Below are 25,927 nucleotides of genomic sequence, written 5' to 3'. Positions count from 1 at the left end.
CACGGTCCGGGTCATGAGGCGAGAAGGAAGGGTCATGCGACAGTTGGGGGCGTGGGCGGCGAGTGCCTGCGTGGGGTTCGTACGCGCGTGCGTCGTGCTGGCCGTGAGCATGCTGGTCCCGGCTGTGTGGGCCGCCGCCGTGGCGCTGTGGATCTGGTGGGGCGGCAACCCGTGGTCGTGGATAGCGCCGTTCTTATGGGCGGGGTTCGGCACTTTCGCCCTGTCCCGTCCGGTCTGCGGGATGGTCCGCTCGCTCGTCGCGAAGTGGACGGGCACCGTCATTCCCGCCGGATATCGGCAGGCCGGCCCGGTGACGCAGATGGCGACCGGCTACTGGTGGAACGGGTACTCCTACGAGCGCTCCAGCCGCGACGCCCGCATGGACCAGCAGTGGCGAACCCGATTGCGCGACCCCGCCACCTGGCGGGACGTGCGGTTCACGGCGATCGCGCCGATCACCATGGGCCTGGTCGCGGCCATCCCGCCGGCCGGAGTCGCCGCAGCGGTCCTCGGGGCGCTCCAGCCGTCGCTCTCGGCGCGGCTCGCCGGGGTGCTCGGCCTGGTCGTGGCGATCGCCGCCGCGCCGTACGCCTGGCGGCCGGTCGAGCCGGTGGCCGTCCGCTTCCTGGACACGCCGCCTGCGATGGTGCTGGCCGGCCGGGTCGACGAGCTGACGGCCCAGCGCGCGGATGTGACGGTCGCTCAGGCCGCCGAGATCCGCCGGATCGAGCGGGACCTGCACGACGGAGCGCAGGCACGCCTGGTCACGCTCGGGCTCTCCTTGGCGACGGCGGAGAAGCTGATGGAAACCGATCCCGACCGGGCCAGGGCGCTGCTGCGGGAAGCGCGAGCCGGCGCCGCCACGTCACTGACCGAGCTCCGCGAGCTGGTCAAGGGGATCAACCCTCCGGTGCTGAACGAGCGAGGACTCATCGACGCCGTCCGCGCTCTTGCCATGGACAGCCCGCTCGAAGCGGTCGTCAGCGCCGAGATTCGGCTCCGCCTGGACCCGCCGATCGAGTCCGCCCTGTATTTCGGAGTCGCCGAACTGCTGACCAACGCGGTCAAGCACGCCCACGCGACCCGGGCGCGCATCTCCTTCGCCAGGGACGGCAGCGGCATCGTCGTCGACGTCGAAGACGACGGCCGGGGAGGCGTCGTCGTGCGAGCCGACGGGGGGCTCGCGGGGCTACGCCGCCGGCTCTCGGTCTTCGACGGCGCCGTGGAGATCACCAGCCCGGTGGGCGGCCCGACCCTCGTGAGGATGATGGTGCCATGCGAATCGTTGTAGCCGAAGACCTCTATCTCCTGCGTGACGGGATGGTCCGCCTCATCGAGGCCTACGGACACGAGGTGGTGGCGACGGCGACCACCGGGCCCGAGACGCTCGACGCGATGCTGAAGTGGCGCCCGGATGTCTCCGTCGTCGACGTTCGCATGCCGCCGACCCAGGCGGACGAGGGCCTGCGGGCGGCTCTCGCCGCCCGTGGTGAAGTGCCCGGGCTGCCGGTCCTGATCCTTTCTCAGCACGTCGAACAGCTCTATGCCCGCGAACTCCTCGCCGACGGCACCGGTGGCATCGGCTACCTCCTCAAGGAGAGCGTCTTCGACGCCGATCAGTTCATCGATGCCCTGGAGCGTGTCGCCGGGGGCGGGACCGCCATGGATCCGGCCGTCATCGCCAAACTGCTGTCCAGCGGGTCCTCGACGCGACGGCTCGGACGGCTGACCGAACGCGAACACTCCGTGCTCAACCTCATGGCCGAAGGGCTGTCCAATCAGGCCATCGGTCAGCGGCTCTTCCTCAGCGAAAGCGCAATCAGCAAGTACACCACCTCTATTTTCGGCAAGCTCGGCATCACCGATGACGACAACAGCAACCGCCGCGTCCTCGCCGTCCTCACTTTCCTGAACAACCCCTGACGTGTGCGTGCTCGCCCGCGAACGGCGCCTGCCGGCTTCCGTCCGCGGGCGAGCGCGACAGGAGAGTGCTCAGCCGCAGTGCTCGAAGGGGCTGGTGTACGAGCTGCTGCCGACCGAGCCGCCCCACCTGACGCATTGCTTGGCCGCGTCACGCCTGACAGGGCCCGCGTAGTAGTCGTAGCTGCCCGAATCGGTCGTCCTGGTTTCGCCTTGCGGCTCCAGGAACGCCGACATCGACGTCGACGAGCCGAGGTTCGTCGTCTTCAGCGTCGCGACGCAGTTGTAGCCGTTGCCCGAGTTGTAGAGAAGGTAGGTGGTGCCACCGGTGAGAGCGGCCGAGTCGATGACCGAGTAGCCGCTGCCGCAGACCTCTTCAGGGGTGTAGGGGTTGCCGCCGCAGGTGTTGGTGCTCGTGATGGCCTTCTTCTGGCCCAAGGACACGGTCACGCCCTCCACGGTCGGGCTGGTGTCCACCGCACCGGTGGAGGTCCGCTGCTCGTAGTGCAGGTGCGGGGCGGTGGATCCGCCTGTCGAGCCGACGGTTCCGATCTGGGTGCCCTGGCTGACGCTCATCGAGCCGCCGGCCGCTTTGACCATGGTCGAGAGGTGGGCGTAGCGCGTCCTGGTGCCGTCACTGTGACGGACCTCCACCCACTTGCCGTAGCTCGTGCTTCCCGCGTCGTTGAAGTACGCGGTGCCCGCGGCGGTGGCGCGCACGGTCTCACCGTTGATGTCGTCGCCCCCGTAGTCCTGCCAGTCGATGGCGCCGGACGGGCTGTGGCCGGGGGACCAGTTGTTGGCGTAGAAGGTCTTCCCGCAGTTGAACGGGCTCTTGTGGGTGACGGCCAGGACGGAGCTGCCGCCCTGGGCCGAGGCGGACTGGGGAAGCAGTGCTCCCGCGAGAGCGACCAGCAGGACGGGGATCGCGGATCTGAGGGCATTCGGCCAGGTCGGGCTGCCAGTTGCGGGCATGGTCACCTCTCTGAACAGGTGCTGTGGGGGGTACGGCCCGGCTATTGATGTCGATGAGGCCCCGTGGCGAACCGGCCGGCGGCTTCGATGGGAGGGAAGGGGGCTCCGTCAGGGGCGTTCGACATCTCACCGCCTACGTCGACGGACGGGTCGATCATGAACATAACTCCGAAAGTTGTCTTCATCAATTGCTGATGACGTGAAATTTTGCGGCTTTCGGACTTCGGCGTCGGGACCGAATCCATGACGACCCGGCCCCGCGGACGCGGCATGCGGCGCCGGTCCCCGACGGCGGCGGGAACGTTCAGGACGACTTACAGGTGGTGCCTTCCGCCCGGACATTCGGGTAGTCGGGGTAAGCCCACTGGCAGACGCTTGTCATGCTGACCGGCTCCCCGCCGGGGCCGAAACACCAGTAGTTGCCCGGGCCGCCCGCGCTGCCGGCGTATCCCCGGTCCTGGCAGTAGCGGTTCACGTCGCTCAAGGACACGGTCCCGAGCACCTTCGGGCCTGAATGAGACTGCTTCGGTCCACTCGGTCGTGGCTGCTGTTGTTCGTCGGACGGCGGTGGCGTCCCTCTGTCCGAGGGCGATTTCTCTACGTTCGTGGGCGAGGGCGGCTTCCTGGTCGCCGACGGCTTCGTGGTCGTCGGGTTCGGCGCATGTTCCGAGGGACGCGGGTTGTGCCGTTCCGTGCCGGCCGTCGGATCCTTCCCCGGCCGGGCGGACGGTGACTCGGTCCGGCTCGCCTTCACGCCGGTGGGGCTGGACGATGCCGAGGTGCCGCCGTACGGCGGGCTGGACGATGCGGAGGCGCCGCCGGGAGGCGGGCTGGAACCGGGGACCCCTGATGCGTCGAAGTGCTCCTCTCCCGGACCGGAGGGGAGGGCGAAGTAGGCGATGCCCAGGGCCGCGATCAGGGCCAGGGCCACGGCGCCGACCAGGACGACGTGCCGGAGCCTGCCCTTCTCGGCCGGCGCCCGGCCTTCTCCATCTCCCCGATCGGCCCCGTCGCCGGGCTCGCCGCCGGTATGCCAGGCCGGACCGGGGAGGCCGCGTAAGCGATCGACGACCTCGGCGGCGGTGGGCCGCAGGGCCGGGTCCTTCTCCAGGCAGGCGCGGACGATGACGCCGAGCCGCCCGTCCAGCCCGTGCAGGTTCGGCTGGTCGTGGAGGATCGACCGGATGACCGCGGGTATCGTTTCGCCGCTGAAGGCCCTCTTCCCGGTGGCGGCGTAGACCATGGTCGCCCCCCAGGCGAACAGGTCGGCGGGAGGCCCGAGCTCGTCACCCGCGATCTGCTCGGGCGCCATGTACCCGGGGCTGCCCACGGCCTGGCTGGTGACGATCGACGTGCTGAGGTCGAGTGCCCGGGCGATCCCGAAGTCGATGACCACTGGGCCGTCCGGGCCGAGCAGGACGTTGCCCGGCTTGAAGTCCCGGTGGACCACGTCCGCCTGGTGGATCGCGGCCAGCGCCGTCGCGGTGTTCAGCGCCAGCCGTTCAAGAGCCGCCCCGTTGCGCGGGCCCGTGTCGCGCACCGACTCCTGCAGGGACGGCCCGTCCACGAATTCGCTGACTATGTAGGGTTGTTCGTTCACGAACCCGCTGTCGAGCACCTTCGCCGTACAGAACAGGGCCACCCGTTTGGCGATCTCGACCTCGCTGAGAAAGCGGGCCCGGGCTTTCATGTCCATGATCAGGTGCGGGTGGAGCAGCTTTATCGCCACTCGCTGCCCCGAAGCCGTGCAACCCACGTAAACCGTGCCCTGACCGCCGACTCCGAGGCGGCCCTCAAGACGGTACGGCCCCACCGCCTGTACATCCGAGGGCAGCAGAGCCATCCACTCGGGCACATCTCCTCCAGCGTCGAATGGGCGAGGTCCTGTCCACGGCCACCCTCTGCGCCCTGGCGGCGGCTCCGCGGCGAGTCGGCGAGTCGGCGGGAACCGGGATACCGGGGGTCAGCGCACAACAGCGGTTGACCAGTCATACCCCGCCTTTGACAGGTTCGCGGTCAGATAGCAGATAGACAGTATCGTCTTTCTGGAGCGGTTAACAGGCCGTCGGCCGACTCACCGGGGCCCGGTGCCCGCGCCGAAGGCGCCGGAGTTCCAGAGGGTTCGGACATGGGCGACCAGCTGGGGGGCCACGGCGCGCAGGCCTTCACGGTCGTTCTCCGCGACCGGGACCGTGACGAGAGCGCTGGTGGCGGCCACGAGCATGCGACAGGTCAGCCGGCCCTGGTCGTCGGTGACGCCCAGGGCGTCGGCGTAGAAGGAGGCCATGAACGCGTGCAGCTCGCGTCGGCGCGCGACGGCCTGCGGGCCCGCGGCGTACACCTCGACCAGGTAGATGCGGGTGTGCGGCCACTCCGCCTCGAGCGCTTCCAGGTACACGGTTATGGCCCGCTTGTAGCGTTCCATCGGATCGTCGCCGGTGCCGGAGGTCTTGATCGCCCCCGTGACCCGTTCGAAGAGCAGCTCGCACGCATCCTCGAAGGCGGCCATGAAGCAGTCGAGTTTGGAGTCGAACAACCGGTAGAAGCTCAGGCGGGAAACGCCGGCATGTTTGAGGACGTCCTCGACGGATGTCGCGACGTACCCTTTCTCCGCCATGACCTCGGCCATCGCCCGGCAGAGGCGCTCGCGCTGCAACCGCTCCACCTCTTCGGGCGGCAACGCGTTCCGCCCTCGGGGCAACCGGTGCGACCTCGACATTCACTCACTTTAGGACAGCCGGGCGGGTTCCGGCGGCGACCGCCGCCGGCCCGTCCCGTTGACTGGAACGGCTCCGCCGTCAGTTCCAGGTGGCGTGCTTGAGCACGCCCGAGAGCCCGTAGGTGTTCCATACGTCCACCACGAGGATCTTGGAGGTGGGCAGGAACCATTCCCGCTGGGTCCACTTCGACGTCGTACGGCCGCTGCCGTTCGTCACGCACCTGTTCGGCCAGGTCGTGTACTGCGCCTTGTGCCCGGAGCCGACCTGGCGCAGGCCGCGGAAGCTCGCCTTCTCGCCCGGGTACCAGCTGAGCTTGGAATTGAACGGGCAGGGCATCACGCCGCTGAAGGGATGGAACTGGTACTTGCCCGTGTAGGTGATCGAGCCGCCCCCGACGGGCACGTTCGTGTACGCCTTCGGACCGAAGATCCAGAACCCTTCGCAGTTCGGCGCGAAGGGCTCCGGCTTCTTGCAGGACGCTCCGGTCGCCACCACGAGACCGTCTCCGTGCCGGTACACCCGCCAGTCGGCGGGGATGTGGAAATTCATCCCACGGAAGGACAGGGTCCTGGCCCGCGAAGTGGACGAGTCCGAGGAAGCCGACGCGGCCGACGCCGAGACGGGAACGGCGAGCACGGCTCCGGCCGCCAGGACGGCGAGGACGGATGATCGCTTTTTCATGGCGAGGAGGCTACGTACCCCTGCTTGCAGTCCGCCGGCCGTTCACTTGCGGTGCCGGGCCGGCGCCGCACGCCGGTTTCGGTAGCGTCAGGGGCATGCGGCTTCATGTGGGATGTGCGATGTGGACGCACGCTTCGTGGCAGGGGCGGTTCGTGCCCGCGTCGCTTGCTCCCGGGGAGCGGCTGCGGGCGTACGCGAGCTGGTGTGACGCGGTCGAGGGGAACACCACGTTCTACGCGACGCCGGCGAGGAGCACGGTGGAGTCGTGGGCGCGGCAGACCGGGCCCGGTTTCCGCTTCGTGGTCAAGCTGCCCAAGACGATCACCCACGAACGCCGGCTCACCGGCGCCGACGAGGAGCTCCGGTCGTTCCTGGAGGTGATCGAGCCGCTCGGCCCGCGGGCGCACGCTCTGTGGGTCCAGTTGCCCGGGTCGTTCGGGCCGAACGACCTCGGCGCCCTGGCGGCCTTTCTCCGCAGGCTCCCCCCTTCGCACAGGTACGCCGTGGAGGTCCGCCACCGCGCGTTCTTCGAGGACGGGCGAGCCGAGCGGCTTCTCGAGAGGGTCCTCGCCGACGCCGGCGCCGAGTGGGTGCCGTTCGACACCACCGCGTTCTTCCAGAGCCCGCCGACCAGCGACGCCGAGCGCGACGCGTGGGCGAAGAAGCCGCGCGTGCCGCGCCGGTCGGCGGCGCTCACCGACCGTCCGATCGTTCGCTACCTGGGCCGGGACGACACCGAGCGCACGGTCGAGGGGTGGCGGCACTGGGTCGGCACGGTCGCCGAGTGGCTGCGCGAAGGCCGCTCGCCGACCGTGTTCGTCCACACCCCCGACAACGCCGACGCGCCGATGCTCGCCCGTCGCTTCCACGACGAGGTACGGGCGCGCGTGCCCGAGGTCGAGCCGCTGCCCGAGCCCGTCCCGGTCGAGCCGCTGACCCTCTTCTGATCAGCCGGCCGAGAGGCAGAACAGGTGCCCTTCGGGGTCGGCGAAGACCGTCCACTGCCCTTCGCCGGGCTGGAATTCCGGCCTGGTCGCCCCCAGGGCCAGCAACTCCTTCGTCGCCGTCTCCACGTCGGCGACCTTGAAGTCGATGTGGGCGTGCTTGGCCGCGTCGGGCCAGCCCGGACCCCGGTAGCCGTCGACCCGCTGGAAGGCGAGCTGGATGGGGCCTTCGCCGAGGTAGGCGTAGTCCTCGTCGCTGTGGGTGATCTCCCAGCCGGTGACCTTCTGGTAGAACTCGGCCAGCGCCTTGGGGGCGGCGCAGTCGATGATGAAAGCGGTCGGTTCCGCGAGGGCGGCCATTGGTGACTCCTTAATGTCGTGGCTTGCCGCCAGCATCCCGCCGCGGGCGCGATGGGTCTTGAAGATCCTTGCGGCACCCGGCCCGCGCGGTTCTGTCGTACCCGGTGGGTAGTGTCCGCGGCGTGTTGTCCGCCGTGCCCCTCGCCGTCCGGCCCGAGTTCACCGTGTCCGCGGTGACCTGCGCTGGTGAGCGCGCCCCGTGGTCCGCGCCCGACCTGCGAGCCGACCACCGCCTGGTGCTGGTGCGACGCGGCAGGTTCCGGCGGTGGGCCGACGGCGTGGCCGCCGACCTCGATCCGACGGTGGCCTATCTGGGGTCGCCGGGCGAGGAGGAACGGTTCGCGCATCCCGCGGGCGGCGACGTCTGCACCTCGCTGAGCCTGGCGCCCGGGCTCTGCGAAGGCCCGGCGGGCGGGGTGACGATCTACGTCGACGCGCGCGTCGACCTGGCCCATCGGCGGCTGCTGATGGCGGCCCGCGGCGGCGACGTCGACTACGCGCTCAGCGAGGAACTGCTGGGGCTCCTCGTCCTGGCCACCGGACGGACGGCCGGACGTCCTCGGCCCGCCGACCGGGCGCTCGTCGCGGCGGCGCGTGAGGCCGTCCAGGTGGATCACCCGGAGGCGGCGGCGCTCTTCTCGCTGGCCCGGCTGCTCGACGTCTCGCCCTACCGGCTGAGCCGCGTCTTCAGCCAGGAGATGGGCGTGTCGCTGACCCGCTACCGCAACCGGGTGCGGGTCGGACGGGTGATGCAGCGGCTAGAGGACGGCGAATCCGCCCTCGCCGTCCTGGCCGCCGACCTCGGTTTCGCCGACCAGGCCCACCTGACCCGTACCGTTCGCGACCATCTGGGACACACCCCCGCCGCGCTCCGCCGGCTGCTCGCCGCCGGTCGTCCGGCTGACGCCTCCCCGCGCGATCGGTAGGTTCGGCGGATATGGACGGGATCGCGGGAACCGTCGCGGCGGCGGCGGGCATGTTCGCCGGCACGAACGTCGACGACATGATCGTGCTCACCGTGCTCTTCCTGTCGGGACGCGCCACCGGGGAGCCGAAGGCGTGGCAGGTCTGGGCCGGTCAGTACGCGGGGATCGCCGCGCTGGTGGCGGTGTCGGTGGTGGCGGCCCTCGGCCTGACCGTCGTGCCCGACGACTGGATCGGCCTGCTGGGGCTGATCCCGTTCGCGCTCGGGGTGCGCGGCCTGGTCTCGGCCGTCAGGGCCCGCGGCCGGGGTGATGAGGATTCCTCGCCGGCCGTCGCCTCCGGCGTGCTCGCGGTCGCCGGGATCACGGTCGCCAACGGCGCGGACAACATCTCCGTCTACACGCCGGTCTTCCGCTCGATCGGCCCCGGGGCCACGGCCGTGACCGTCGCCGTGTTCGCCCTCGGGGTGGCGCTGTGGTGTCTCGCGGCGTCCTGGCTGGGTTCCCACAAGAGGGTCATCGAGATCGTCGAACGGTACGGCCGGTGGATCGTGCCCGTGGTCTTCATGGTGATCGGCGCGCTCATCGTCGTCGAGTCCGGCGTCATCGCCAAGATCGTCCAACTCTGACGACCGGTGCCGTCGGTCGCGAGATGATCCCTTCATGCACGAGTTCGCCGACCGCCCGAAAGCCGTGGTGCTGATCACGGGCATCTCCGCCGCGGGGAAGTCCACGGTCGCCCAGGCGCTCGCCGAGCGGCTGCGGCGCTCGGTCCACGTCCGGGGCGACCTGTTCCGCCGCATGATCGTGAACGGTGGCGTGGGCATGACGCCGGAGCTGGAGGACGAGGCGCTCCGGCAGTTGCGCCTGCGCTACAAGCTGGCCGCCTCGACGGCCGACGCCTACTTCGAGGCCGGTTTCACGGCTGTGGTGCAGGACGTCGTCATCGGTCCTGAGCTGAAGACGTTCGTCTCCTTTGTCCGCAGCAGGCCCCTGATCGTGGTCGTTCTCGCGCCGGACGCCGCGACGGTCGCCGGGCGCGATCTCGGGCGGTCGAAGACCGGCTACCGGGACTGGACCGTCGAACAGCTCGATCAGGGGATGCGCGAGGGGACGCCCCGCATCGGGCTGTGGCTCGACACCTCAGGCCAGACCCCCGCCGAGACCGTACAGGAGATCCTCGCCCGCGCCTGGGACGAGGGCGTGGTGGACTGACGGGCCGCGCGGTGCGAGGTCGGCCTTGCCGGGAGAACTCTACGATGGGATACCCGACAACCGCCCCAAAGAGGATCAAACGGGCACTGGTCCAGGTCCTCGCCGCCCCCGGGAGTGAAGCAGACCAGCATGACCGACGACTCCCGAGCACTTCTGCCCATCGCGTTGCAGGCCGTCGCCGTCGCCCGCGAACTGATCACCACACGCCTGCCCGGCGTCGTCACCGCCAAGGGCGACCGCGACATGGCCACCGAAGTCGACTACGCGGTCGAACGGGCGGTTCGCGATCACCTGGACCGGGAGACCCCGGCCGTCGGCTTCCTCGGTGAGGAGGAGGGCACGAGCCGGCAGGGCCGCGACGGCCTGCAGTGGGTGCTCGACCCCGTGGACGGCACGGTGAACTTCCTCCACGGCATGCCGCTGTGCGGGGTGTCGCTCGGCCTGGTACGCGGCGAGGTCCCCGTCCTCGGCGTCATCGACCTGCCGTTCCTCGGCTCGCTCTACGCGGCGGCCGAGGGCCACGGGGCCACGCTGAACGACGAGCCGATCAAGTGCAGCGGTGCCGGCGCCCTGGAGGACGCGGTCGTGGCCATCGGCGACTACGCCGTGGGCGACGGCGCCGGGGAGAAGAACCGCGACCGCCTGGCCATCACCGGCCTGCTCGCCGCGCGGGCGCAGCGGGTGCGCATGTTCGGTTCCGCGGCCATCGACCTGGTCTGGGTGGCCGAAGGGAAGATCGACGCCTGCGTCATGCTCGCCAACAAGCCCTGGGACACCGCCGCCGGGGTGGTGATCGCACGGGAGGCCGGTGCCCTCGTCGCCGACGCCGACGGCACGCCGCACACCACTGGATCGCAGGCGACCATAGCCGCCGCCCCCGGTGTCATGGACGACATCATGGCGCTCGTCGGCGAGGCGACGCGCCGGTGAAGATCGGCGGTCTGAGGGCGCGTCCCCACGCGGACACGCCCCGAGGGACGTCCTGAACGACGCCGGCCGTCCGGGCGCTGCCGGACGGCCGGGGCCGCGCCCTCGTCAGGCCTCCGCGCCCCCCGCGGGCGCGTCGGGCTTCACGCTGGGGTGGACGGCGACGACGATGCGATGGTCACGCCCGCCTTCGGCCTTCTCGTCGTGATACTTGCCGACCAGGGCCGTGACGGCGTTGGCGAGCTCCTCGGCGAAGGCCGCGCGGTCGGCGGCCGAGGCGAACCGGATCTCGCCGTCGATGGCGAAGGTCGCGACCCGCTTGCGGGCCTTGGCGGCTCCGGTGATCAGGGCGCCCACGTCGCGTACGAGCCGGGCGGCCACGGCGAGCAGCCAGCGGGCCGACAACTGGTCGGGTGAGCGGGACGGATCGGGTTGCACCTCGGCCAGGGCGACGGGTGAGATGACGTACGACGCGGCGGTGGCGCGCATCACCCGTTCGGTGACGTTGCCCTTGCGGCGCTCCTCCACCAGCTCGACCAGGCCGTACCGCTCCAGCGCCTTGAGGTGGTAGTTCACCTTCTGCCGTGGCAGGCCGACCTTGGCGGCCAGTGTGGTGGCCGAAGCGGGCTCGGCCAGCTCGGCCAGCAGCCGGGCCCGGATCGGGTCCAGCGAGACCTCGGCCGCCGCCGGGTCCTCGATCACCGCTACATCCAACATGCATTCACGATGACACCGACAGAATTAGTTGTCAAGACTCGTGAAATTGTCGGGTTAGGGGCGTCTCGGTCCATCCCCAGGGGGACCGGTGATCCGCCGGTGGGCTGACGACCGGCCGGCCGTCCGGGAGCCATGATCTGTGCCGTCGCCGGACAAGGAGGGGATTCCGATGCGGGAAGTCATCGCTTCACATGCCAGCCAGCCACGTCGGCAGGTCTCGCCAGGCCCGCTGTGGACCCTGCGGGTCCTGGTCAGCGCGCAGGCCGTGGGACTCGTCGTCGCCGCGTCCTTTGCGGGACAGGGGGTCAAGGGAGGCGAGGCCCTCGCCGAGACCCACGTCATGGTGGGAATGGTCGTCCACCTGATCGCGCTGTTCCAGATCGTCGCGGCGGTGCTGGTGTGGCGGCCGGGACGCGGCGCGGGCTGGCCCGCCGTCGCGAGCCTCGGCCTTTTCCTCGTCGGGCTCGGGCAGCACTTCACCTCCGAGGTGCTGGGCGCGCACGTCCCGACCGGGCTGACCCTTTTCGGGCTCGTCGTCGCGGTGCTGATCTGGGCCTGGTCACCGATTGCGAGTCGGCTGAAATAGCCGTAGAAATCGGAAGAGCCGTTCATCGGGGGTAAGCCGATGTTCTGGGGGGAGCGAGCCTGTTCCTTGGCGTCCTGGCCTTCGGAGGGGAAGGCCAGGACGCCAAGGAACATGACGTGCGGTGGGCACTACTTCGAATGCGTCGTGGTCGCCGTCACGGGCGCGGTGCTGGCGGTGGCCGTCGCTCCGGTGCCGTTGGTGTCCGGGAAGACGATGTTGAGATTCACGTCCTGCGCCTGACGGTTGGTGTTGGCGCTCGCGGCGGCGCTGCGGGACCAGTTGCGGGCCCAGCTGCGCGCCCAGCTGCGAGCCCAGCTCCGGGTCCAGTTGCGGGCCCAGGCGCGGCTGGGGTTCCGGTTCCAGTTCCGGTTCCAGTTCCGGTTCCAGTTCCGGTTCCAGTGGTGGTCATCGTCGTTGTCGCTCTTCCCGCCCATGATCGTCATGGTGCTCGTCGCCGCGGCGGCGCCGGCCGTGGTGGTGGCGGCCTCCAGGCCGATCAGGCCGCCGGAGAGTACGGCACCGATGACGAGTGTGCCCATGAATTTCCTGGCCTTGAGCATTGATATATCCCCCTTGGACGACATCGGGTTGCCTGTGGTGGCTTCACGGAGATTGCTGTGAAAGCTGGGCTGGCTCCGTGAGTCTTCCCAGTTGTCTTGCTTTCCGGTGGGGACGTCTGACAAACGACGGACTTCCGCTTTTGCTATCTGCTTAACCTCTTCTTGTGGGCTTCTACTCCATATTTCCGGACTTCACCGGACATTCCTAACTTGATCTTCCTATATGGCCGCGAGGCTCGGCGGTTTCCGCTGACCGGCCATCCCGCCTTGGCGCTTTTTAAGGGCAAAATCGCGAGACCAGGAGACATTTCCGTCTCTACGGTATTAAGCGGCCTTCCAGCGCTTTGTAGGGCGATGTCCCTTGAGTGCATTTCTGAGGGGGCTTGCTACCGACTGAGGCCAGGTCAGGCCCCCTTGCAGGCGGGCGGCCGTCGCGGCGCCCACCCTGATGCGGAGATGTGCCTCGGTACCGCATATGGTCCGGAGCATGACTGCTCATTATGACGTCGTGGTGGTCGGAGCCGGCCCGGGTGGGTACGTCGCCGCGGTCCGGGCCGCCCAGCTCGGGCTCACCACCGCCATCGTCGAGGAACGTTACTGGGGCGGCGTCTGCCTGAACGTCGGATGCATCCCCTCCAAGGCGCTGCTGCGCAACGCCGAGCTCGCCCACCTGTTCAACCACGAGGCCAAGACCTTCGGCATCAAGGTCGAGGGCAAGGTCACCTTCGACTACGCCGAGGCCTACAACCGCAGCCGCAAGGTGGCCGACGGCCGGGTCAAGGGCGTCCACTACCTGATGAAGAAGAACGGCATCACGGAGTACAACGGCCGGGGCACCTTCACCGGGCCGAACAGCCTGAAGGTGGACGGCGCCGACGGCGGCACGGAGACCGTGTCGTTCGACCACTGCATCATCGCGACCGGCGCGACCACCAAGCTACTGCCGGGCACCTCGCTCAGCGAGCGGGTGGTGACCTACGAGGAGCAGATCCTCAGCGACACCCTGCCGGAGAGCATCATCATCGCCGGCGCGGGCGCCATCGGCGTCGAGTTCGCCTACGTGATGCACAACTACGGGGTCAAGGTCACGATCGTCGAGTTCCTCGACCGGATCGTCCCCCTGGAGGACGTGGAGGTCTCCGCCGAGCTGGCCAAGCGCTACAAGCGGCTCGGCATCGAGGTGCTCACCTCCACCAAGGTGGAGGGCATCGACGACTCCGGTGACAAGGTGCGCGTGACCGTCTCGCAGAACGGGCAGCAGCGGACGCTGGAGGCCGACAAGGTGCTCCAGGCGATCGGCTTCCAGCCCCGGGTCGAGGGGTACGGGCTGGAGAACACCGGAGTACGGCTGACCGAGCGCGGCGCGATCGACGTCGACGGCCGGTGCCGTACCAGCGTGCCGCACATCTTCGCCATCGGGGACGTCACCGCCAAGCTCATGCTCGCGCACGCCGCCGAGTCGATGGGCATCGTGGCCGCCGAGACCATCGGGGACGCCGAGACGATGGAGCTCGACTACGTGATGATCCCGCGTGCCACCTACTGCCAGCCGCAGATCGCGAGCTTCGGCTTCACCGAGGCGCAGGCGCGCGAGAAGGGCTTCGACGTGAAGGTGGCGAAGTTCCCCTTCACCGCCAACGGCAAGGCGCACGGCCTGGGCGACGCCAACGGGTTCGTCAAGATCCTCAGCGACGCGAAGTACGGCGAGCTGCTCGGCGCGCACCTGATCGGCCCCGAGGTCACCGAGCTGCTGCCCGAGCTGACGCTCGCCCAGCAGTGGGACCTGACGGTCAACGAGGTGGCGCGCAACGTGCACGCGCACCCGACCCTCGGCGAGGCCGTGAAGGAGGCCATCCACGGGCTCGCGGGTCACATGATCAACATGTGATCGTTCTTCGGCCGGTGTGGGGTGCCCAGTTCGAAGAAGGTCCCCAGGACCGCGAGGTTCTGGGTACCCGTCACACCGTCGCTCCGCCTCGGTCTCTTCGCCGTCGTGTCTAGCCGCCGGAATCCGTGATCGTGCGTGTAACGTCGATCACGGAGAGTAGTCGGCGGTTCCCTCCCCTCGCCGCCCGGCAGCGCGACGAAGAGGAGACCAGGCACCATGCGACGGAACTTGACCAGAACCGCCCAATTGCTCGTCGTGGCGACCGGCTGTGCGGCGATGGTCGCCGGGTCCACCGCGGCGTCCGCGGACGCCCGGGCGGCCGGTCCGATCCACAACCACGCGAGCTGGCGCTGCCTGGACGCCGACCTCAACACCATCGCCAACAACGGCACCAAGGTGCAGCTGTGGAACTGCAACGGCTGGAACAACCAGAAGTGGACCTACGACGTCAGGACCCACACCATCCGCAGCCAGTACAACGGCCGCTGCCTGGACGCCGACCTCAACACCATCGGCAACAACGGGACGAAGGTCCAGCTCTGGGACTGCAACGGCTGGAGCAACCAGAAGTGGATCTATGACGCGATAAGCCACACGGTCTACAGCATGTACAACGGCCGCTGCCTGGACGCCGACCTCAACACCATCGGCTCCAACGGCACGAAGGTCCAGCTCTGGGACTGCAACGGCTGGGCGAACCAGAAGTGGACGATCTGACCGGCCCGAGGGCGCCCCGGACGCTCGCGGCGGCGTCCGGGTGCGGGCTGGCGCTCCTCGCGGGGACGGTGATCGTGTGCGCGACGGGCGCCTGGGCCGAGCAGGGGGCCGGGCCGGCGCCGATCCGCAGCCGCGCCGACGGTCGCTGCCTGGACGCCGACCTCGGCCACATCGGCTCCAACGGCACCCGCATCCAGCTGTGGGCGTGCAACGGCTGGGCGAACCAGGCGTGGACCTACGACCCGGTGGCCCACACCATCCGCAGCCTGGTGAACGGCCGCTGCCTGGACGCCGACGAGGGGAACCTCCACAGGAACGGCACGCGCGTCCAACTGTGGGACTGCAACGGGCACGCCAACCAGCAGTGGGTGTACGACCAGCGGACCCGCGCCATCTCCAACCTCGCCGCCCACCGCTGCCTGGACGCCGACCTGAAAGGCGTCGGCTCCAACGGCGCCCGGATCCACCTGTGGGACTGCAACCGCTGGAACAACCAGAAGTGGAGGCTGTGACCGCCACGGCTCTGCGCCCCTCCCGCCGCCACTCGTAGGCCGGCCCGGCATGCGACCCCTGGATGACTCCCGTCATCCGGGGGTCCTGTGCTGTCTGGACATGCATATGGCCATAGTGCAGAATGCAATAAGGATTTCCGCACTGAACCGACGGGGGTGGCCGATGCCGCGAGGGCGGGCCGGGCGCGATCTGGTGGGGCTCACCGTGCTGGCGCTGCTCTTCGTACGGCCCAGCCATCCGTACGAGCTGCACCGATTGATCGTCGAGACGCACAAGGACTACATCACGGGCCTGCCCCGGAGCCTGTATCACGCGGTGGACCGGCTGACCAAGGAAGAGCTGATCAGCCCGGTCGAGACGACGCGGGAGGGCCGCCGGCCCGAACGCACGGTGTACGAGCTCACGGCGGAGGGTGCGGCGGAGCTCCGGAGCAGGGTACGGCGGTTGCTGGAGGAGCCCGATCATGACGTCACCGCCTTCCTGGCGGCGATCTCGCTGATGGGCTGCCTGCCGCCCGAGGAGGTCGGCCGGTGCCTGCGGACCCGGGCCGCCACCCTCGAAGGCCAGATCGTCTCCTGCGACGCCCACCTGAGCGGCCTGGCGGAGACGGGACTGCCCGCGCTGCTCACGCTCGAGGTGGAGTGCGCGCGCTCCCTGAGAGCGGCCGAGCTCGACTGGGTGCGCGGGGTCATCGCCCGCCTGGGATCGGGTGAGTTGACGTGGTCCGATGCCACCCGGACCGGGCTCCTGGAGGAGGGACGATGACCGCACCTACCGACGCGTCCTTGTTGTACGAGGTCACCGGCGTGATCGAGGCGCCCGTCGAGCGGGTCGCCGAGCTGCTGCTCGCCGTACGGCCCGGCCCGATCGGGCCCGACAACCTGTGGCTGCTGCACGGCCGCCACGGCGGCACGCTCTCCGGCGGGCCGGAGCGCTTCACGGTGCAGCTGACAGGGCATGCCATGACCGTCGAGGTGGGCGCCCGCAGCCTCGCGATGCAGGGCGGCTGGTGGTACCGCGGCGAGTTCCACATCCAGCCGCACCCCGACGGCACCCGCCTGGTCCATCGCGTCCTCAACGTGGCCAAGGAGGCGCACTGGGCCGTGGCGGGGGCCAACCGCTTCTTCATCGGGTACAGGGCGAACCTGGTGAAGCGGAACGGCGAGATGCTCGCCACGATCGGCGAGCGTCTCGGGTGCGCGGCGCGACCCGAATGAAGGGTCAGAGCCGTTCCTGGCGGGGGAAGACGACTTCCCTGGTCAGCAGGAGCGCCGCGGCGGCCAGGGGGATGCCGAGGAGCGCCCCGACGATGCCGAGCAGCGCCCCGCCGAGGAGCGCGCCGATGATCGTGGCGATGGGCGGCACGTCCACCGACGACTTGAAGACCCGCGGCGAGATCACGTAGTTCTCGATCTGCTGGTAGACCACGAAGAAGACCACGCAGGCGATGCCGACCTGCACCGAGCTGAGGAAGCCGACGCCCGAGGCGACCGCGGCGCCGACGACGGCGCCGACCATCGGGATGAGGTCGGTGACCGCCACGAAGATCGCCAGCGCCAGGGCGTAGGGCACCTTCAGCAGGGCGAGGAAGATGAACGTCACCACGCCCGCGATCAGCGAGATGATCAGGTTGCCGGCGACGTAGCCGCCGATCTGCTTGATGATCTCGTCGCTCAGCAGCCGCACCCGGGTGCGCCGGGAGCGCGGCACGAGCCGGTAGCCCGTCTCCTTGATCGAGTTGAGCGAGCCGAGGAAGTACAGGGTCAGCACCAAGATGGTGAGCCCGCTGAAGAGCGCGCTGATCACGACGCTCGCCACGCCGAGCAGGCCGCCGAACATCTGGCTGGCCAGCCCGCCGCTGGTCACGTACTGCTGGAGCTTCTCCAGCACCTGGTAGCGCTGGTCCACCGTGCGGATGAAGGGGTGGTTCTGCAGCTGCTGCAGGTACTCCGGCAGATGCTGGACGAACCCCGTCGTCTGGTCGGTGAGCGGCGGCACGATCGCCAGCCCGAAGCCCACGAAGAACGCGATGACCGCCAGGAAGACGATCGTGATCGCCAGCCGGCGGGACAGGTTCCGCCGTTGCAGCGCCTCGACGGCGGGGTTCAGCCCGACGGCCAGGAAGAGCGAGACGACGATCAGGAGCAGCGCGGAGCCCGCGCTGGCGATCGCCTGGACCATCAGCCAGGCCGTCAGCACGCCCAGGGCGGCCGTCAGCCCGAACAGGAAGGGATTGTTGCGCAGCGGGCGCCCTGGCCGCCCGAAGGGCTGTTCGTGGTCCTTGGGATCGACCTTGCGCGTCCCGGTGGGGACGTCGCCGTCCCCCGGGTCCGGCGCCTCGCCGTCCTGGAGCCACGCCACCGTGCTGCGGTCGCCGGGGGACGGCTCGGCCCCCGGCCGCGTGGCCGTGCCCGCCGAGGAGCCCTCGGCGCCCGCCCCGCCTCCGGCGTCGTCGCCGGTGGCGGGGAACGGGGGAAAGACGCTGGAGATCTCTGCTCGCTCGGAACCACCGGACTCGGACACGCGTCCCTACTGCCCGCACGGAGAGGGCCTAGTCGCGCCGTCTGACGCATAAATCGCCACAAAGGGGGATTCGTCGGGCGGCCCATGGGAGGGGTCAGCCGGCGAAGGAGGGGTGCGGGCCGAGAGCCCAGTATTCGTACAGGCCGTAACCGACATGGCCGTCGTACTCGAAACGCCCGACGGCGTCCACCATCCCCCACATCTTCCCCGCGTCCCCCGGCAGCGTGTAGGTGACGCCCTGCACCACCGGGCCAGGCCCCTGGTACATGCCGTGCTTCCAGTCCGGCTCCAGGCCGTACCCCGTGCCGACCATCAGGTGCACCGGCAGCAGGGGCGTACAGCGCACGTCGAAAGGCTTGCCGCCCGGCGGCGAGAAGCCGATCACGGCCGAGGACACCTCGCGGGTCCCCGCCACGTACTCCGGCCGGTACTCGGGCCTGCCGAGGTATTCCTGCTCGCCCGACGGCCACACGCGTACGGCCTCCTCCAGCACGCGGCGGCCCTCGTGGTCCTCCTGCACGATGCACAGGATGGCGTGGTCGTCGAAGCCCATCGGCGTGTAGAGCCAGTAGAAGGTGGAAGGGTTCTTGGCCTGGATGCCGGGCGGCTCCGGCTCGCCCACCGGGCGGATCCCCCAGGAGCGGTCGCGCGTCCCCCGCCAGCGGTCGGGGGTGACCTCGACGCGCTCGTCGCCGACGGTGATGTGCCCGCTCCACCGTCCCGTCTGGGCCAGCCGCATCGAGTCGAAGACGACCCGCTCCTGCCAGCGGACGAAGTGCCGGGGCTCCAGGGTGGCCGGGATCTCGCCCTCCCAGGTGAGGTCGAACGACAGGCCGTGCTCGTCGGCGGCGAGGCTCACCCGCAGCCGCCTGAGCCCCTCGATCACCTCCACGCGGAACGGGCCCACGCTGGTGTCCATCCGGTCCAGGCCCAGCTCGCGGGACGCGCGGACGACGCGGTGCAGGTCGCGGTACCGGACGCAGGCGAACGCGTCGGTGACGCCGAGGTTGGGGTACTGGCCGAGACCGACGATCAGCATGAGCTCGTCGGATCCCGCGTGGCAGTTGAAGTAGTACCGGTCGTAGAAGTTGCGGTCGGAGGTGGCGACGTGGCGCATCACCTCGGGGGCCTGGTGGATCGGGTAGTCATCGAGCGGCGACAGCGACATCGGTGCTCCACGGGTCGGCGGCGTGGAACACGTTCTAACAAGCGCTTGGCCGACCGTCAACGGGCCCACACGGACCGTCCGGGACCGTGAACGCGACGCGCCCCCCGGGAAAACCCGGGGGGCGCGTCCCCAACAGCACAGATCAGTACATCCTGCGTGTGGTGTCGCCGGTCGTCATACCGCTCTCATCGACCCGGGCCGTTTCGTCCACCCTCTGTCCGGACCACCTGCTGGCGTCCGCACCGGTGTCCTTCATCGTCTCGGCCCACTGCCGGGCGTTGTTGCGGTACATCATGACGCCCGCGGCGCAGGCCGCGATCCCGCACATCAGCGCGATCATCGACCAGCGGCCACGACCCCGGCCACGCCGCCTGAGTGAAGGCGAGGGGTCGATCTTGTCCGCGGCCTGGGAGAGGAACGCGCTCACCTTCGGCGCGATCTGCTCCTCCACGGAGTGAGCGGCGCGGTCGAGCCGGGGTGCGGCCCATATGCGCGCGTCCTCGATACGGTGAGCGGCGACCTCGCGGGCACTGCTCGCCATCGGACGGACCTGCTCCGCCCTCCGCATGGCCTGGGCCTTCATGCGGCCCATCCGCGTCGTGGGTATGACCGACCTGACGCGGCTCTTCTTCAGTGTCAGGGACACGATAACCTCCCCTGTCCTTGGGGCCCCGCAGGAGCACCTTCCCGCTCGAAAGCGGCTCAATCCTGACGAGGCGTGGGAGGATGCCGGGTAGGCCAATGCGCCATCGCCAGCAAAACATCGCAAATGAGGCCCTGAAACGGGCATATCGAAGGGGGCAGTCCGATCGTGGCTGAGAATCTCATCGCCAAGCTCCGCACCACTCTCGGAGACATCAAGGTCCGCCTTTTCCCCGACCACGCGCCGAAGACCGTCCGCAACTTCGTGGAGCTCGCCGAGGGCACCCGCGAGTGGACCCACCCCGAGACCGGTGAGAAGACCAACGACAAGCTGTACGACGGCACGATCTTCCACCGTGTCATCGAGAACTTCATGATCCAGGGCGGTGACCCGCTGGGTAAGGGCATCGGCGGCCCGGGCTACAACTTCGACGACGAGATCCACCCGGAACTGCAGTTCAACCGTCCCTACCTGCTGGCCATGGCCAACGCCGGCAAGCGCTTCGGCCGCGGGACCAACGGCTCCCAGTTCTTCATCACCGTGGTGCCCACGCCGCACCTCAACGGCAAGCACACCATCTTCGGTGAGGTGATCGAGGGCGCCGACGTGGTGGACGCCATCTCCAAGACGCCCACCCGCCAGGACCGCCCGCTGACCGACGTGGTCATCCAGGAAGTGACGATCGAGCGCGTCCCCGCCTGATCGCCGCCGAGCGCAGCGAGGCCATTGAGCGGAGTCAGCGAGGCCATTGGGCAGTGAGCGGCGTGCCGTCACCGGGTGGTGGCGGCACGGACGCCCGGCCTGGGGGGCCGGGTGGAAAACGGCACGTGTTTCGGGTGGCGCCGGGAGCCCGGAGCGGTGAATAGGGTGGCAGTCTGTGGATTAAGCGCACAGGCGAAGGGGCCTCGACAGGCGATGACCACTCAGCCAGACCACCCGCAGCCGTCCGACCGGCCCTCCGGGCCGCCGCAGCCGTCCGACCACGGCTCGGTGCCCACGTGCTACCGGCACCCCGACCGCGAGACCTACGTGCGCTGCCAGCGCTGCGACCGGCCGATCTGCCCCGACTGCATGCGGGCGGCCGCGGTCGGCCACCAGTGCGTCGAGTGCGTGCACGAGGGCAACAGGACGGTCCGGCGCGCCGAGGCGCCCCTCGGCGGCAGGAGCGTCGCCACGCCCGTCGTCACCTGGACGCTGCTGGCGATCAACGTGCTGGCCTACCTCGGTGAGCTGCTGAACACCGACACCGTCCTCAACCAATTCGCGATGTCGTCCTACCACGTCGCCGCCGGCGAGTGGTGGCGCCTGGTCACCGGGGCGTTCCTGCACGCGCCGCCGCCGTCCTACTGGCACATCCTGTTCAACATGTGGGCGCTGTACGCCATCGGCCCGCAGTTGGAGAGGATCCTCGGCTCGGCGCGGTTCGCGGCGCTGTACCTCCTGGCGGCACTGGGCAGCTCGGTGGCGGTCTACCTCTTCGGCAGCGTCGCCGTCGGAGCGTCCGGGGCGATCTACGGCCTGTTCGGCGCGATGTTCGTGATCGCCCGCCGCATGGGGTACGACGTGCGCGGTGTGCTCTGGCTGATCGGGATCAACGTCGTGCTGACCTTCGTGATCCCCGGCATCAGCTGGCAGGGACACCTGGGCGGCCTCGTCACGGGAGTGGTCGTCACGGGGCTGTTCGCCTACGCGCCCGGCGCGGGCAGGAACCGCACGGCGTTCCAGTTCGGAACGGCTCTGGCGGTGCTCGTCGCCTTCGTGCTCGTCGTGATGCTCGTGACGCCGCTCGGAGGCTAGAACCGCAGGCCGGAGGCGTGCTTCCCCAGGTTGTGGATAAAACCTGTGGAAAACACCCCTCCGGCTCAGCGCCAGCGAGTGGACAGGATCACGCCGAAGATGATGAAGACGAACCCGACGAGCAGGTTCCACTGGTTGAGCGTGGAGATGCCCGGCGCCGACGGCACGATGTAGTACACCGCGATCCACAGGATGCCGATGATCCACGAAACGACCATGACCGGTGCCAGCCAGCGGGGGCTCACCTTGACTTGCTGCGACTTCTGCGGCGGAGTGTAGACCGCCTTCTTGCGGGTGCGGGACTTGGGCACGGCAGCTCTCCTGGTGGGGACCCGCGAGGTGTCGCGGGCTCTGGCAGCCAGCGTAATGGCTGGTGTACGAAGACCGGTGTAAGCCTAGTCGGCGCGGGCGTCGAACGGCGATTCCAGACGTAACTGTCGTCCAGCCCGGACGAACCCGGGCCGCGCCCCGCCGGGCAAAGTTGGAGCCAAGGGCCGCTCGTCGCCGGGACGCCGCGTGGGGGCGTCGATACGCTGACCAGGCAGGGCGCGGTACGCGCGCCGACCATTCGACCCTTCGACCCGGACTCTCGCGACCATGCCGCCTGCTGCCGACCCATCCACCCGGCCGACGGGCCCCGCGCGCCGCTGCGGCGCCGCCGCGCCGTGAGGACGCTGCTGCGGGCCGGTGGCGAGCTCAGCGTCACGGCGGGCCTGGTCACGCTCCTGTTCTGCGCCTACCTGCTGTGGGGGACCAGCTCCTACACCGAGTGGAGCCAGCAGATCCTCAAGCAGGAGCTGCTGGAGAAATCCCGGCCGGCCAAGCTCGGCAAGATCGACCTGGGTGACGCGCTCGCGCTGATCCGGATCCCCCGCCTCGGCCGCCGCTACGAATACGCCATCCTCGAAGGCGTCACCCCCGACGACCTGCGCAAGGGGCCTGGGCACTACCCCGGGACCGCGATGCCCGGCAAGGTGGGCAACTTCGTGCTGTCCGGGCACCGCACGACGTACGCCGCGCCGTTCAACCGCATCGGCGAGTTGCGGCGCGGCGACGACATCATCATCGACGCACCCGAGGCCCGCTACACCTACCGGGTCTCCGGCAAGCAGGTCGTGTACCCCACCGACGTGGACGTCATCGCCCCCGTGCCCGGCCACCCCGGCACCCACCCCACGCGGGCCATGATCACCCTGACCACGTGTCACCCCGAATACTCCGCCCGGCAGCGGCTCATCGTCTACGGCGTCCTGAAGGGCACGCGGGAGCGCCGGACGAGCTGAGCGGCCCTCCCGCGGCCCACGGAAGCGAGGAAGACCGGATGTACGGATGGATCTGGCGCGTCATCCCCGGCCCCACCTGGGTCAAGGTGGTCACGATGCTGCTGCTGGCCGGTCTCGCGGGGGTCGTACTCTGGTATGTCGTGTTCCCTTCGCTCGAACCGCACGTGCCTCTTGATCGGGTGACGGTAGGCCAATGACCCGCGTCCTCGTCGTGGACAACCATGACAGTTTCGTCCACACGATCGTCCAATACCTCCGCCAGCTGGGCGCCGAGTGCGACGTCCTGCCGCGCGACCACGTGCGCGTGGAGGACGCCGAGGCGTACGACGGCGTGGTCATCAGTCCCGGGCCCGGTACGCCCGAGGCGGCCGGGGTGAGCGTCCCCCTGGTGGAGTTCTGCGCGGGGCACGACGTGCCGCTGCTCGGGGTCTGCCTCGGTCACCAGGCCATCGCCGTGGCCTACGGAGGCGTGGTGGCCCGCGCGCCCGAACTGATGCACGGCCGTACCAGTCAGATCAGCCACGACGGCAAGGGCGTCTTCACCGGCCTTCCCTCGCCGGTCACCATGACCCGCTACCACTCGCTCGCCGTCGTCCCCGAGACCGTGCCCGACGTACTGGAGATCACCGCTGTCACCGAGAGCGGGGTCATCATGGGGCTGCGGCACAGGTCGGCCCGGGTCGAGGGAGTGCAGTTCCACCCCGAGTCGGTGCTCTCCGACCACGGTCACAAACTTCTCGCCAACTGGCTCGCCCAAATCGTGTAACGCCGAGCGTCTCTGTGACGACTACCGGATGAGGGTCTCCGCCGTCGCCCCCGAGCGGCGGAGACCCTCTCCTCACGTCCGGGGCCGGCGCCGTCGTACGGTGGGCGACTCGGTGAAAACGCCGGAAGGCCCCTCCCAGAGCGGGAGAGGCCTTCCGGGGCCGTCAGTTGCTGAAGTCGTCCGGCGGGGGCTCGCTGAACGGGTCGTCCGTCGTCGGCGTGTCCGTCGGCTCGTCGGTCGGCGGCGACTGCTGGTCGGTCGGCTGGTCGGTCGGCACGGTCTCCTGCGGCGGGCCCGAGGACACCACCAGGAAGATCGTCGAACCGGACGTCAGCTTGGCGCCGCCCTGCGGCGACTGGCTGATGACGCTGCCCTCGGGCTTGTCCGCGCTCGGCTGCTTGCTGACCTTGACCTTGAATCCGGCGCCCGTCAGCGTCGCCTTCGCGTCCTTCTCGCTCTGGCCGACGACGTCGGGAACCTCGATCTGCTGCTTCGGCACGTAGAGCGTGACCAGGCTGCCCTCGTCGACCTTCTCACCGGCGGTCGGCTTGGTCTGGAAGACCTTGCCCTGCTCCCGCTGGGACACCACGCTCTTGACCTGTGCCTTGAGCCCCGCCTTCTCCAGTGCGCTCGTCGCCTCTTCGAGGGTGGAGCCGACCACGTCCGGAACCGTCTTCTTCTCGACGCCCTTGGACACGAGGAGCTGGACGGTGCTGGCCTTGGCCACCTCCTCGCCCGAAGCGGGCTGGGTGCTGATGACCGTGCCCTTCTCGGCGTCGGAGTCGTACTGCTCGGTGATCTGGACCTTCAGCCCGAGATCCTGGAGCCGCTGCTGGGCCGCCTCAGCCGTCTGCCCCTTGAGCAGGGGGATCTGGACCTTGCTCGCGGTGTCCTGGTTGCCGGGGGAGCTCAGGAACTTGTAACCGACGCCGATGAAGGCGCCGATGATCAGCAGGGGGATGAGGATCCAGGCCGCGGTCTTCAGGGCGGTGTTCCCGCTGTTGGCCCGGCGGCGCTCCATGCGGCCGCCGCCACCGCCGGGGGCACTTCCCACCTGCGTCGGCGCGTACTCGTACGGGGGTACGGCCGTCGTCCGCTGCGTGGCCGGGCCGCCGGGCGCGTTGAGCGTGCGGGTCTGCTGCCCGGTGTAGCCGTTCTGGTTGAGCGCCATCGTCTGCGCGGCGTCGACCGGCATGCCCGACAGCGCCCGCTGGATGTCGGCCCGCATCTCGGCGGCGCTCTGGTAGCGGTGCGCCGGGTCCTTCGCCATGGCCTTCAGGACGATGGCGTCGGCCCACTTGGGGATTTCGGGGTCGATCTGCGAGGGCGGGATCGGGTCCTCGCGGACGTGCTGGTAGGCGATGGCCACAGGGGAGTCGCCGGTGAACGGCGGGTGGCCGGTGAGCAGCTCGTACAGCACGCAGCCGGTGGAGTAGATGTCGCTGCGCGCGTCGACGCGCTCGCCCCTCGCCTGCTCGGGCGAGAGGTACTGCGCCGTGCCGATCACCTGGGCGGTCTGCGTCATGGTGGCCGCGGAGTCGGCCATGGCCCGGGCGATGCCGAAGTCCATCACCTTGACGTCGCCCGCGAGCGTGATCATCACGTTGGCGGGCTTGATGTCACGGTGGACGATGCCGCCGCGGTGGCTGTAGTCGAGGGCACGCAGGATGCCGTCGACCAGCTCCAACGCACGCTCGGGCATCAGGCGGCGGTCGGACCGCAGCACGTCACGGAGGGTGCGCCCGTCGACGAACTCCATGACGATGTACGGCACCGGCGTGCCTTCGGTCGTGTCCTCTCCGGTGTCGTACACCGCGACCACCGACGGGTGGTTCAAGGACGCGGCCGACTGGGCTTCCCTGCGGAAACGGGCCTGGAAGGTATGATCTCTCGCCAGGTCGGCTCGCAGCGTCTTGATCGCGACGACGCGGTCCAGCCGGATGTCCCGGGCACGATAGACCTCGGCCATGCCGCCGCGCCCGACGACTCCGTCGAGCTCATAGCGACCACCGAGTAGCCGAGGCTGAGTCATTTCCTGCACTGTCCCTTGCCGTTCATCTTGGGTACCCGCCCGCGGTGCGGCTGCCGGTGTCCATCATCG

Annotated in this window: 30 protein-coding genes; 18 read left to right on the top strand and 12 right to left on the bottom strand. The window is 69.4% G+C overall.

The genetic code is table 11. From position 1 onward, the window contains the following. Positions 1-34: 34 nt before the first annotated feature. The gene (locus KIK05_RS37875; RefSeq protein WP_214415686.1) at positions 35-1,291 is read left to right on the top strand and encodes a sensor histidine kinase; all 1,257 of its coding nucleotides are present in this window, start codon (positions 35-37) and stop codon (positions 1,289-1,291) included. Beyond that, complete coding sequence (locus KIK05_RS37870; RefSeq protein ID WP_214415685.1) at positions 1,276-1,923, top strand: response regulator transcription factor; 648 nt, start codon at positions 1,276-1,278, stop codon at positions 1,921-1,923. Before KIK05_RS37875 ends, KIK05_RS37870 begins: the two co-directional genes overlap by 16 nt. Before the next feature lie 69 nt (positions 1,924-1,992). On the opposite strand, the gene KIK05_RS37865 is transcribed toward KIK05_RS37870, so the two are convergent. From KIK05_RS37865 to KIK05_RS37850, 4 genes are all read right to left on the bottom strand, one after another. Continuing rightward, complete coding sequence (locus KIK05_RS37865; RefSeq protein ID WP_214415684.1) at positions 1,993-2,895, bottom strand: M23 family metallopeptidase; 903 nt, start codon at positions 2,893-2,895, stop codon at positions 1,993-1,995. Between the two features lie 304 nt (positions 2,896-3,199). Next, positions 3,200-4,738, bottom strand: a complete 1,539-nt coding sequence (locus KIK05_RS37860) for a serine/threonine protein kinase (RefSeq protein WP_214415683.1) — start codon at positions 4,736-4,738, stop codon at positions 3,200-3,202. 231 nt (positions 4,739-4,969) lie between these two features. Beyond that, a complete protein-coding gene (locus KIK05_RS37855) occupies positions 4,970-5,614 on the bottom strand; it encodes a TetR/AcrR family transcriptional regulator (protein ID WP_214415682.1) in 645 nt (214 codons plus the stop codon). 79 nt (positions 5,615-5,693) lie between these two features. Further along, positions 5,694-6,296, bottom strand: coding sequence for a hypothetical protein (locus KIK05_RS37850; RefSeq protein ID WP_214415681.1), 603 nt, complete (start codon positions 6,294-6,296; stop codon positions 5,694-5,696). Here KIK05_RS37850 and KIK05_RS37845 point away from each other — a divergent pair. Further along, on the top strand, positions 6,281-7,243 hold the full coding sequence (locus KIK05_RS37845; protein ID WP_504740205.1) for a DUF72 domain-containing protein: 963 nt from the start codon (positions 6,281-6,283) through the stop codon (positions 7,241-7,243). The genes KIK05_RS37850 and KIK05_RS37845 overlap by 16 nt on opposite strands. Here KIK05_RS37845 and KIK05_RS37840 read toward each other — a convergent pair whose 3' ends face one another. Next, entirely contained in the window at positions 7,244-7,600 is a 357-nt protein-coding gene (locus KIK05_RS37840; protein ID WP_214415679.1) for a VOC family protein, read from the bottom strand. 122 nt (positions 7,601-7,722) lie between these two features. Here KIK05_RS37840 and KIK05_RS37835 point away from each other — a divergent pair, with 122 nt between their 5' ends. From KIK05_RS37835 to KIK05_RS37820, 4 genes are all read left to right on the top strand, one after another. After that, on the top strand, positions 7,723-8,526 hold the full coding sequence (locus KIK05_RS37835; RefSeq protein ID WP_214415678.1) for a helix-turn-helix domain-containing protein: 804 nt from the start codon (positions 7,723-7,725) through the stop codon (positions 8,524-8,526). Positions 8,527-8,537: 11 nt separating this feature from the next. Next, positions 8,538-9,152, top strand: a complete 615-nt coding sequence (locus KIK05_RS37830) for a cadmium resistance transporter (RefSeq protein ID WP_214415677.1) — start codon at positions 8,538-8,540, stop codon at positions 9,150-9,152. Between the two features lie 34 nt (positions 9,153-9,186). Then, positions 9,187-9,738: an AAA family ATPase gene (locus tag KIK05_RS37825; protein ID WP_214415676.1), complete on the top strand. Its 552-nt coding sequence runs from the start codon at positions 9,187-9,189 to the stop codon at positions 9,736-9,738. Between the two features lie 129 nt (positions 9,739-9,867). Next, a complete protein-coding gene (locus tag KIK05_RS37820; RefSeq protein WP_214415675.1) occupies positions 9,868-10,668 on the top strand; it encodes an inositol monophosphatase family protein in 801 nt (266 codons plus the stop codon). 105 nt (positions 10,669-10,773) lie between these two features. On the opposite strand, the gene KIK05_RS37815 is transcribed toward KIK05_RS37820, so the two are convergent. Continuing rightward, positions 10,774-11,382, bottom strand: a complete 609-nt coding sequence (locus KIK05_RS37815; RefSeq protein WP_214415674.1) for an ArsR/SmtB family transcription factor — start codon at positions 11,380-11,382, stop codon at positions 10,774-10,776. 169 nt (positions 11,383-11,551) lie between these two features. On the opposite strand from KIK05_RS37815, the gene KIK05_RS37810 reads away from it, so the two are divergent. Continuing rightward, a complete protein-coding gene (locus tag KIK05_RS37810) occupies positions 11,552-11,968 on the top strand; it encodes a hypothetical protein (protein ID WP_214415673.1) in 417 nt (138 codons plus the stop codon). Positions 11,969-12,096: 128 nt separating this feature from the next. Here KIK05_RS37810 and KIK05_RS37805 read toward each other — a convergent pair whose 3' ends face one another. Continuing rightward, a complete protein-coding gene (locus KIK05_RS37805; protein WP_214415672.1) occupies positions 12,097-12,507 on the bottom strand; it encodes a hypothetical protein in 411 nt (136 codons plus the stop codon). A 508-nt stretch (positions 12,508-13,015) separates the two neighbouring features. Here KIK05_RS37805 and lpdA point away from each other — a divergent pair. From lpdA to KIK05_RS37780, 5 genes are all read left to right on the top strand, one after another. After that, a complete protein-coding gene (gene lpdA, locus KIK05_RS37800) occupies positions 13,016-14,416 on the top strand; it encodes a dihydrolipoyl dehydrogenase (RefSeq protein WP_214415671.1) in 1,401 nt (466 codons plus the stop codon). Positions 14,417-14,632: 216 nt separating this feature from the next. Then, complete coding sequence (locus tag KIK05_RS37795) at positions 14,633-15,133, top strand: RICIN domain-containing protein (RefSeq protein WP_214415670.1); 501 nt, start codon at positions 14,633-14,635, stop codon at positions 15,131-15,133. Next, positions 15,121-15,645 carry an RICIN domain-containing protein gene (locus KIK05_RS37790; RefSeq protein WP_214415669.1) on the top strand — a complete coding sequence of 175 codons (525 nt, stop codon included), beginning with the start codon at positions 15,121-15,123 and terminating at the stop codon, positions 15,643-15,645. The genes KIK05_RS37795 and KIK05_RS37790 overlap by 13 nt, the downstream gene beginning before the upstream one ends. Before the next feature lie 163 nt (positions 15,646-15,808). Further along, complete coding sequence (locus KIK05_RS37785; protein WP_214415668.1) at positions 15,809-16,411, top strand: PadR family transcriptional regulator; 603 nt, start codon at positions 15,809-15,811, stop codon at positions 16,409-16,411. Continuing rightward, positions 16,408-16,863, top strand: coding sequence for a hypothetical protein (locus tag KIK05_RS37780; RefSeq protein ID WP_214415667.1), 456 nt, complete (start codon positions 16,408-16,410; stop codon positions 16,861-16,863). The genes KIK05_RS37785 and KIK05_RS37780 overlap by 4 nt, the downstream gene beginning before the upstream one ends. A gap of 4 nt (positions 16,864-16,867) precedes the next feature. Here the strand turns inward: KIK05_RS37780 and KIK05_RS37775 are convergent, their stop codons facing one another. The 3 genes from KIK05_RS37775 to KIK05_RS37765 all read right to left on the bottom strand — a co-directional run bounded on the left by KIK05_RS37775 (position 16,868) and on the right by KIK05_RS37765 (position 19,983). After that, positions 16,868-18,169, bottom strand: a complete 1,302-nt coding sequence (locus KIK05_RS37775) for an AI-2E family transporter (RefSeq protein ID WP_214415666.1) — start codon at positions 18,167-18,169, stop codon at positions 16,868-16,870. 94 nt (positions 18,170-18,263) lie between these two features. Beyond that, positions 18,264-19,337: an Rv3169 family protein gene (locus KIK05_RS37770; protein ID WP_214415665.1), complete on the bottom strand. Its 1,074-nt coding sequence runs from the start codon at positions 19,335-19,337 to the stop codon at positions 18,264-18,266. Positions 19,338-19,479: 142 nt separating this feature from the next. Next, entirely contained in the window at positions 19,480-19,983 is a 504-nt protein-coding gene (locus tag KIK05_RS37765; protein WP_214415664.1) for a DUF5324 family protein, read from the bottom strand. 165 nt (positions 19,984-20,148) lie between these two features. On the opposite strand from KIK05_RS37765, the gene KIK05_RS37760 reads away from it, so the two are divergent. Further along, positions 20,149-20,682, top strand: coding sequence for a peptidylprolyl isomerase (locus KIK05_RS37760; RefSeq protein ID WP_214415663.1), 534 nt, complete (start codon positions 20,149-20,151; stop codon positions 20,680-20,682). 213 nt (positions 20,683-20,895) lie between these two features. After that, a complete protein-coding gene (locus tag KIK05_RS37755) occupies positions 20,896-21,777 on the top strand; it encodes a rhomboid family intramembrane serine protease (RefSeq protein ID WP_214415662.1) in 882 nt (293 codons plus the stop codon). Positions 21,778-21,842: 65 nt separating this feature from the next. Here the strand turns inward: KIK05_RS37755 and KIK05_RS37750 are convergent, their stop codons facing one another. Then, complete coding sequence (locus KIK05_RS37750) at positions 21,843-22,088, bottom strand: cell division protein CrgA (protein WP_214415661.1); 246 nt, start codon at positions 22,086-22,088, stop codon at positions 21,843-21,845. Positions 22,089-22,442: 354 nt separating this feature from the next. On the opposite strand from KIK05_RS37750, the gene KIK05_RS37745 reads away from it, so the two are divergent. The 3 genes from KIK05_RS37745 to KIK05_RS37735 are packed head-to-tail and all read left to right on the top strand — an operon-like array spanning position 22,443 to position 23,826. Then, complete coding sequence (locus KIK05_RS37745; protein ID WP_214415660.1) at positions 22,443-23,060, top strand: class E sortase; 618 nt, start codon at positions 22,443-22,445, stop codon at positions 23,058-23,060. Between the two features lie 38 nt (positions 23,061-23,098). Continuing rightward, on the top strand, positions 23,099-23,257 hold the full coding sequence (locus KIK05_RS37740; protein ID WP_214415659.1) for a hypothetical protein: 159 nt from the start codon (positions 23,099-23,101) through the stop codon (positions 23,255-23,257). Further along, the gene (locus tag KIK05_RS37735) at positions 23,254-23,826 is read left to right on the top strand and encodes an anthranilate synthase component II (RefSeq protein ID WP_214415658.1); all 573 of its coding nucleotides are present in this window, start codon (positions 23,254-23,256) and stop codon (positions 23,824-23,826) included. The genes KIK05_RS37740 and KIK05_RS37735 overlap by 4 nt, the downstream gene beginning before the upstream one ends. A 163-nt stretch (positions 23,827-23,989) precedes the next feature. On the opposite strand, the gene pknB is transcribed toward KIK05_RS37735, so the two are convergent. Then, on the bottom strand, positions 23,990-25,858 hold the full coding sequence (pknB, locus tag KIK05_RS37730; protein WP_214415657.1) for a Stk1 family PASTA domain-containing Ser/Thr kinase: 1,869 nt from the start codon (positions 25,856-25,858) through the stop codon (positions 23,990-23,992). Positions 25,859-25,927 lie beyond the last annotated feature (69 nt).

Source organism: Sphaerisporangium fuscum (genome assembly GCF_018531465.1).
GTDB lineage: Bacteria > Actinomycetota > Actinomycetes > Streptosporangiales > Streptosporangiaceae > Sphaerisporangium > Sphaerisporangium fuscum.
The sequence above is the reverse complement of the archived record's forward strand: the minus strand, read 5'-3'. Positions and strand labels throughout refer to the sequence as shown.

Coding starts and splice junctions, on each gene's coding strand:
- KIK05_RS37850 (WP_214415681.1), bottom strand. CDS start 6,296: ATGAAAAAGCGATCATCCGTCCTCGCCGTCCTGGCGGCCGGAGCCGTG.
- KIK05_RS37840 (WP_214415679.1), bottom strand. CDS start 7,600: ATGGCCGCCCTCGCGGAACCGACCGCTTTCATCATCGACTGCGCCGCC.
- KIK05_RS37845 (WP_504740205.1), top strand. CDS start 6,281: ATGATCGCTTTTTCATGGCGAGGAGGCTACGTACCCCTGCTTGCAGTC.
- KIK05_RS37855 (WP_214415682.1), bottom strand. CDS start 5,614: ATGTCGAGGTCGCACCGGTTGCCCCGAGGGCGGAACGCGTTGCCGCCC.
- KIK05_RS37810 (WP_214415673.1), top strand. CDS start 11,552: ATGCGGGAAGTCATCGCTTCACATGCCAGCCAGCCACGTCGGCAGGTC.
- KIK05_RS37785 (WP_214415668.1), top strand. CDS start 15,809: ATGCCGCGAGGGCGGGCCGGGCGCGATCTGGTGGGGCTCACCGTGCTG.
- KIK05_RS37740 (WP_214415659.1), top strand. CDS start 23,099: ATGTACGGATGGATCTGGCGCGTCATCCCCGGCCCCACCTGGGTCAAG.
- KIK05_RS37735 (WP_214415658.1), top strand. CDS start 23,254: ATGACCCGCGTCCTCGTCGTGGACAACCATGACAGTTTCGTCCACACG.
- pknB (WP_214415657.1), bottom strand. CDS start 25,858: ATGACTCAGCCTCGGCTACTCGGTGGTCGCTATGAGCTCGACGGAGTC.
- KIK05_RS37755 (WP_214415662.1), top strand. CDS start 20,896: ATGACCACTCAGCCAGACCACCCGCAGCCGTCCGACCGGCCCTCCGGG.
- KIK05_RS37825 (WP_214415676.1), top strand. CDS start 9,187: ATGCACGAGTTCGCCGACCGCCCGAAAGCCGTGGTGCTGATCACGGGC.
- KIK05_RS37875 (WP_214415686.1), top strand. CDS start 35: ATGCGACAGTTGGGGGCGTGGGCGGCGAGTGCCTGCGTGGGGTTCGTA.
- KIK05_RS37770 (WP_214415665.1), bottom strand. CDS start 19,337: ATGTCGCTGTCGCCGCTCGATGACTACCCGATCCACCAGGCCCCCGAG.
- KIK05_RS37865 (WP_214415684.1), bottom strand. CDS start 2,895: ATGCCCGCAACTGGCAGCCCGACCTGGCCGAATGCCCTCAGATCCGCG.
- KIK05_RS37820 (WP_214415675.1), top strand. CDS start 9,868: ATGACCGACGACTCCCGAGCACTTCTGCCCATCGCGTTGCAGGCCGTC.
- KIK05_RS37830 (WP_214415677.1), top strand. CDS start 8,538: ATGGACGGGATCGCGGGAACCGTCGCGGCGGCGGCGGGCATGTTCGCC.
- KIK05_RS37780 (WP_214415667.1), top strand. CDS start 16,408: ATGACCGCACCTACCGACGCGTCCTTGTTGTACGAGGTCACCGGCGTG.
- KIK05_RS37870 (WP_214415685.1), top strand. CDS start 1,276: ATGCGAATCGTTGTAGCCGAAGACCTCTATCTCCTGCGTGACGGGATG.
- KIK05_RS37815 (WP_214415674.1), bottom strand. CDS start 11,382: ATGTTGGATGTAGCGGTGATCGAGGACCCGGCGGCGGCCGAGGTCTCG.
- KIK05_RS37805 (WP_214415672.1), bottom strand. CDS start 12,507: ATGGGCACACTCGTCATCGGTGCCGTACTCTCCGGCGGCCTGATCGGC.
- KIK05_RS37860 (WP_214415683.1), bottom strand. CDS start 4,738: ATGGCTCTGCTGCCCTCGGATGTACAGGCGGTGGGGCCGTACCGTCTT.
- KIK05_RS37795 (WP_214415670.1), top strand. CDS start 14,633: ATGCGACGGAACTTGACCAGAACCGCCCAATTGCTCGTCGTGGCGACC.
- lpdA (WP_214415671.1), top strand. CDS start 13,016: ATGACTGCTCATTATGACGTCGTGGTGGTCGGAGCCGGCCCGGGTGGG.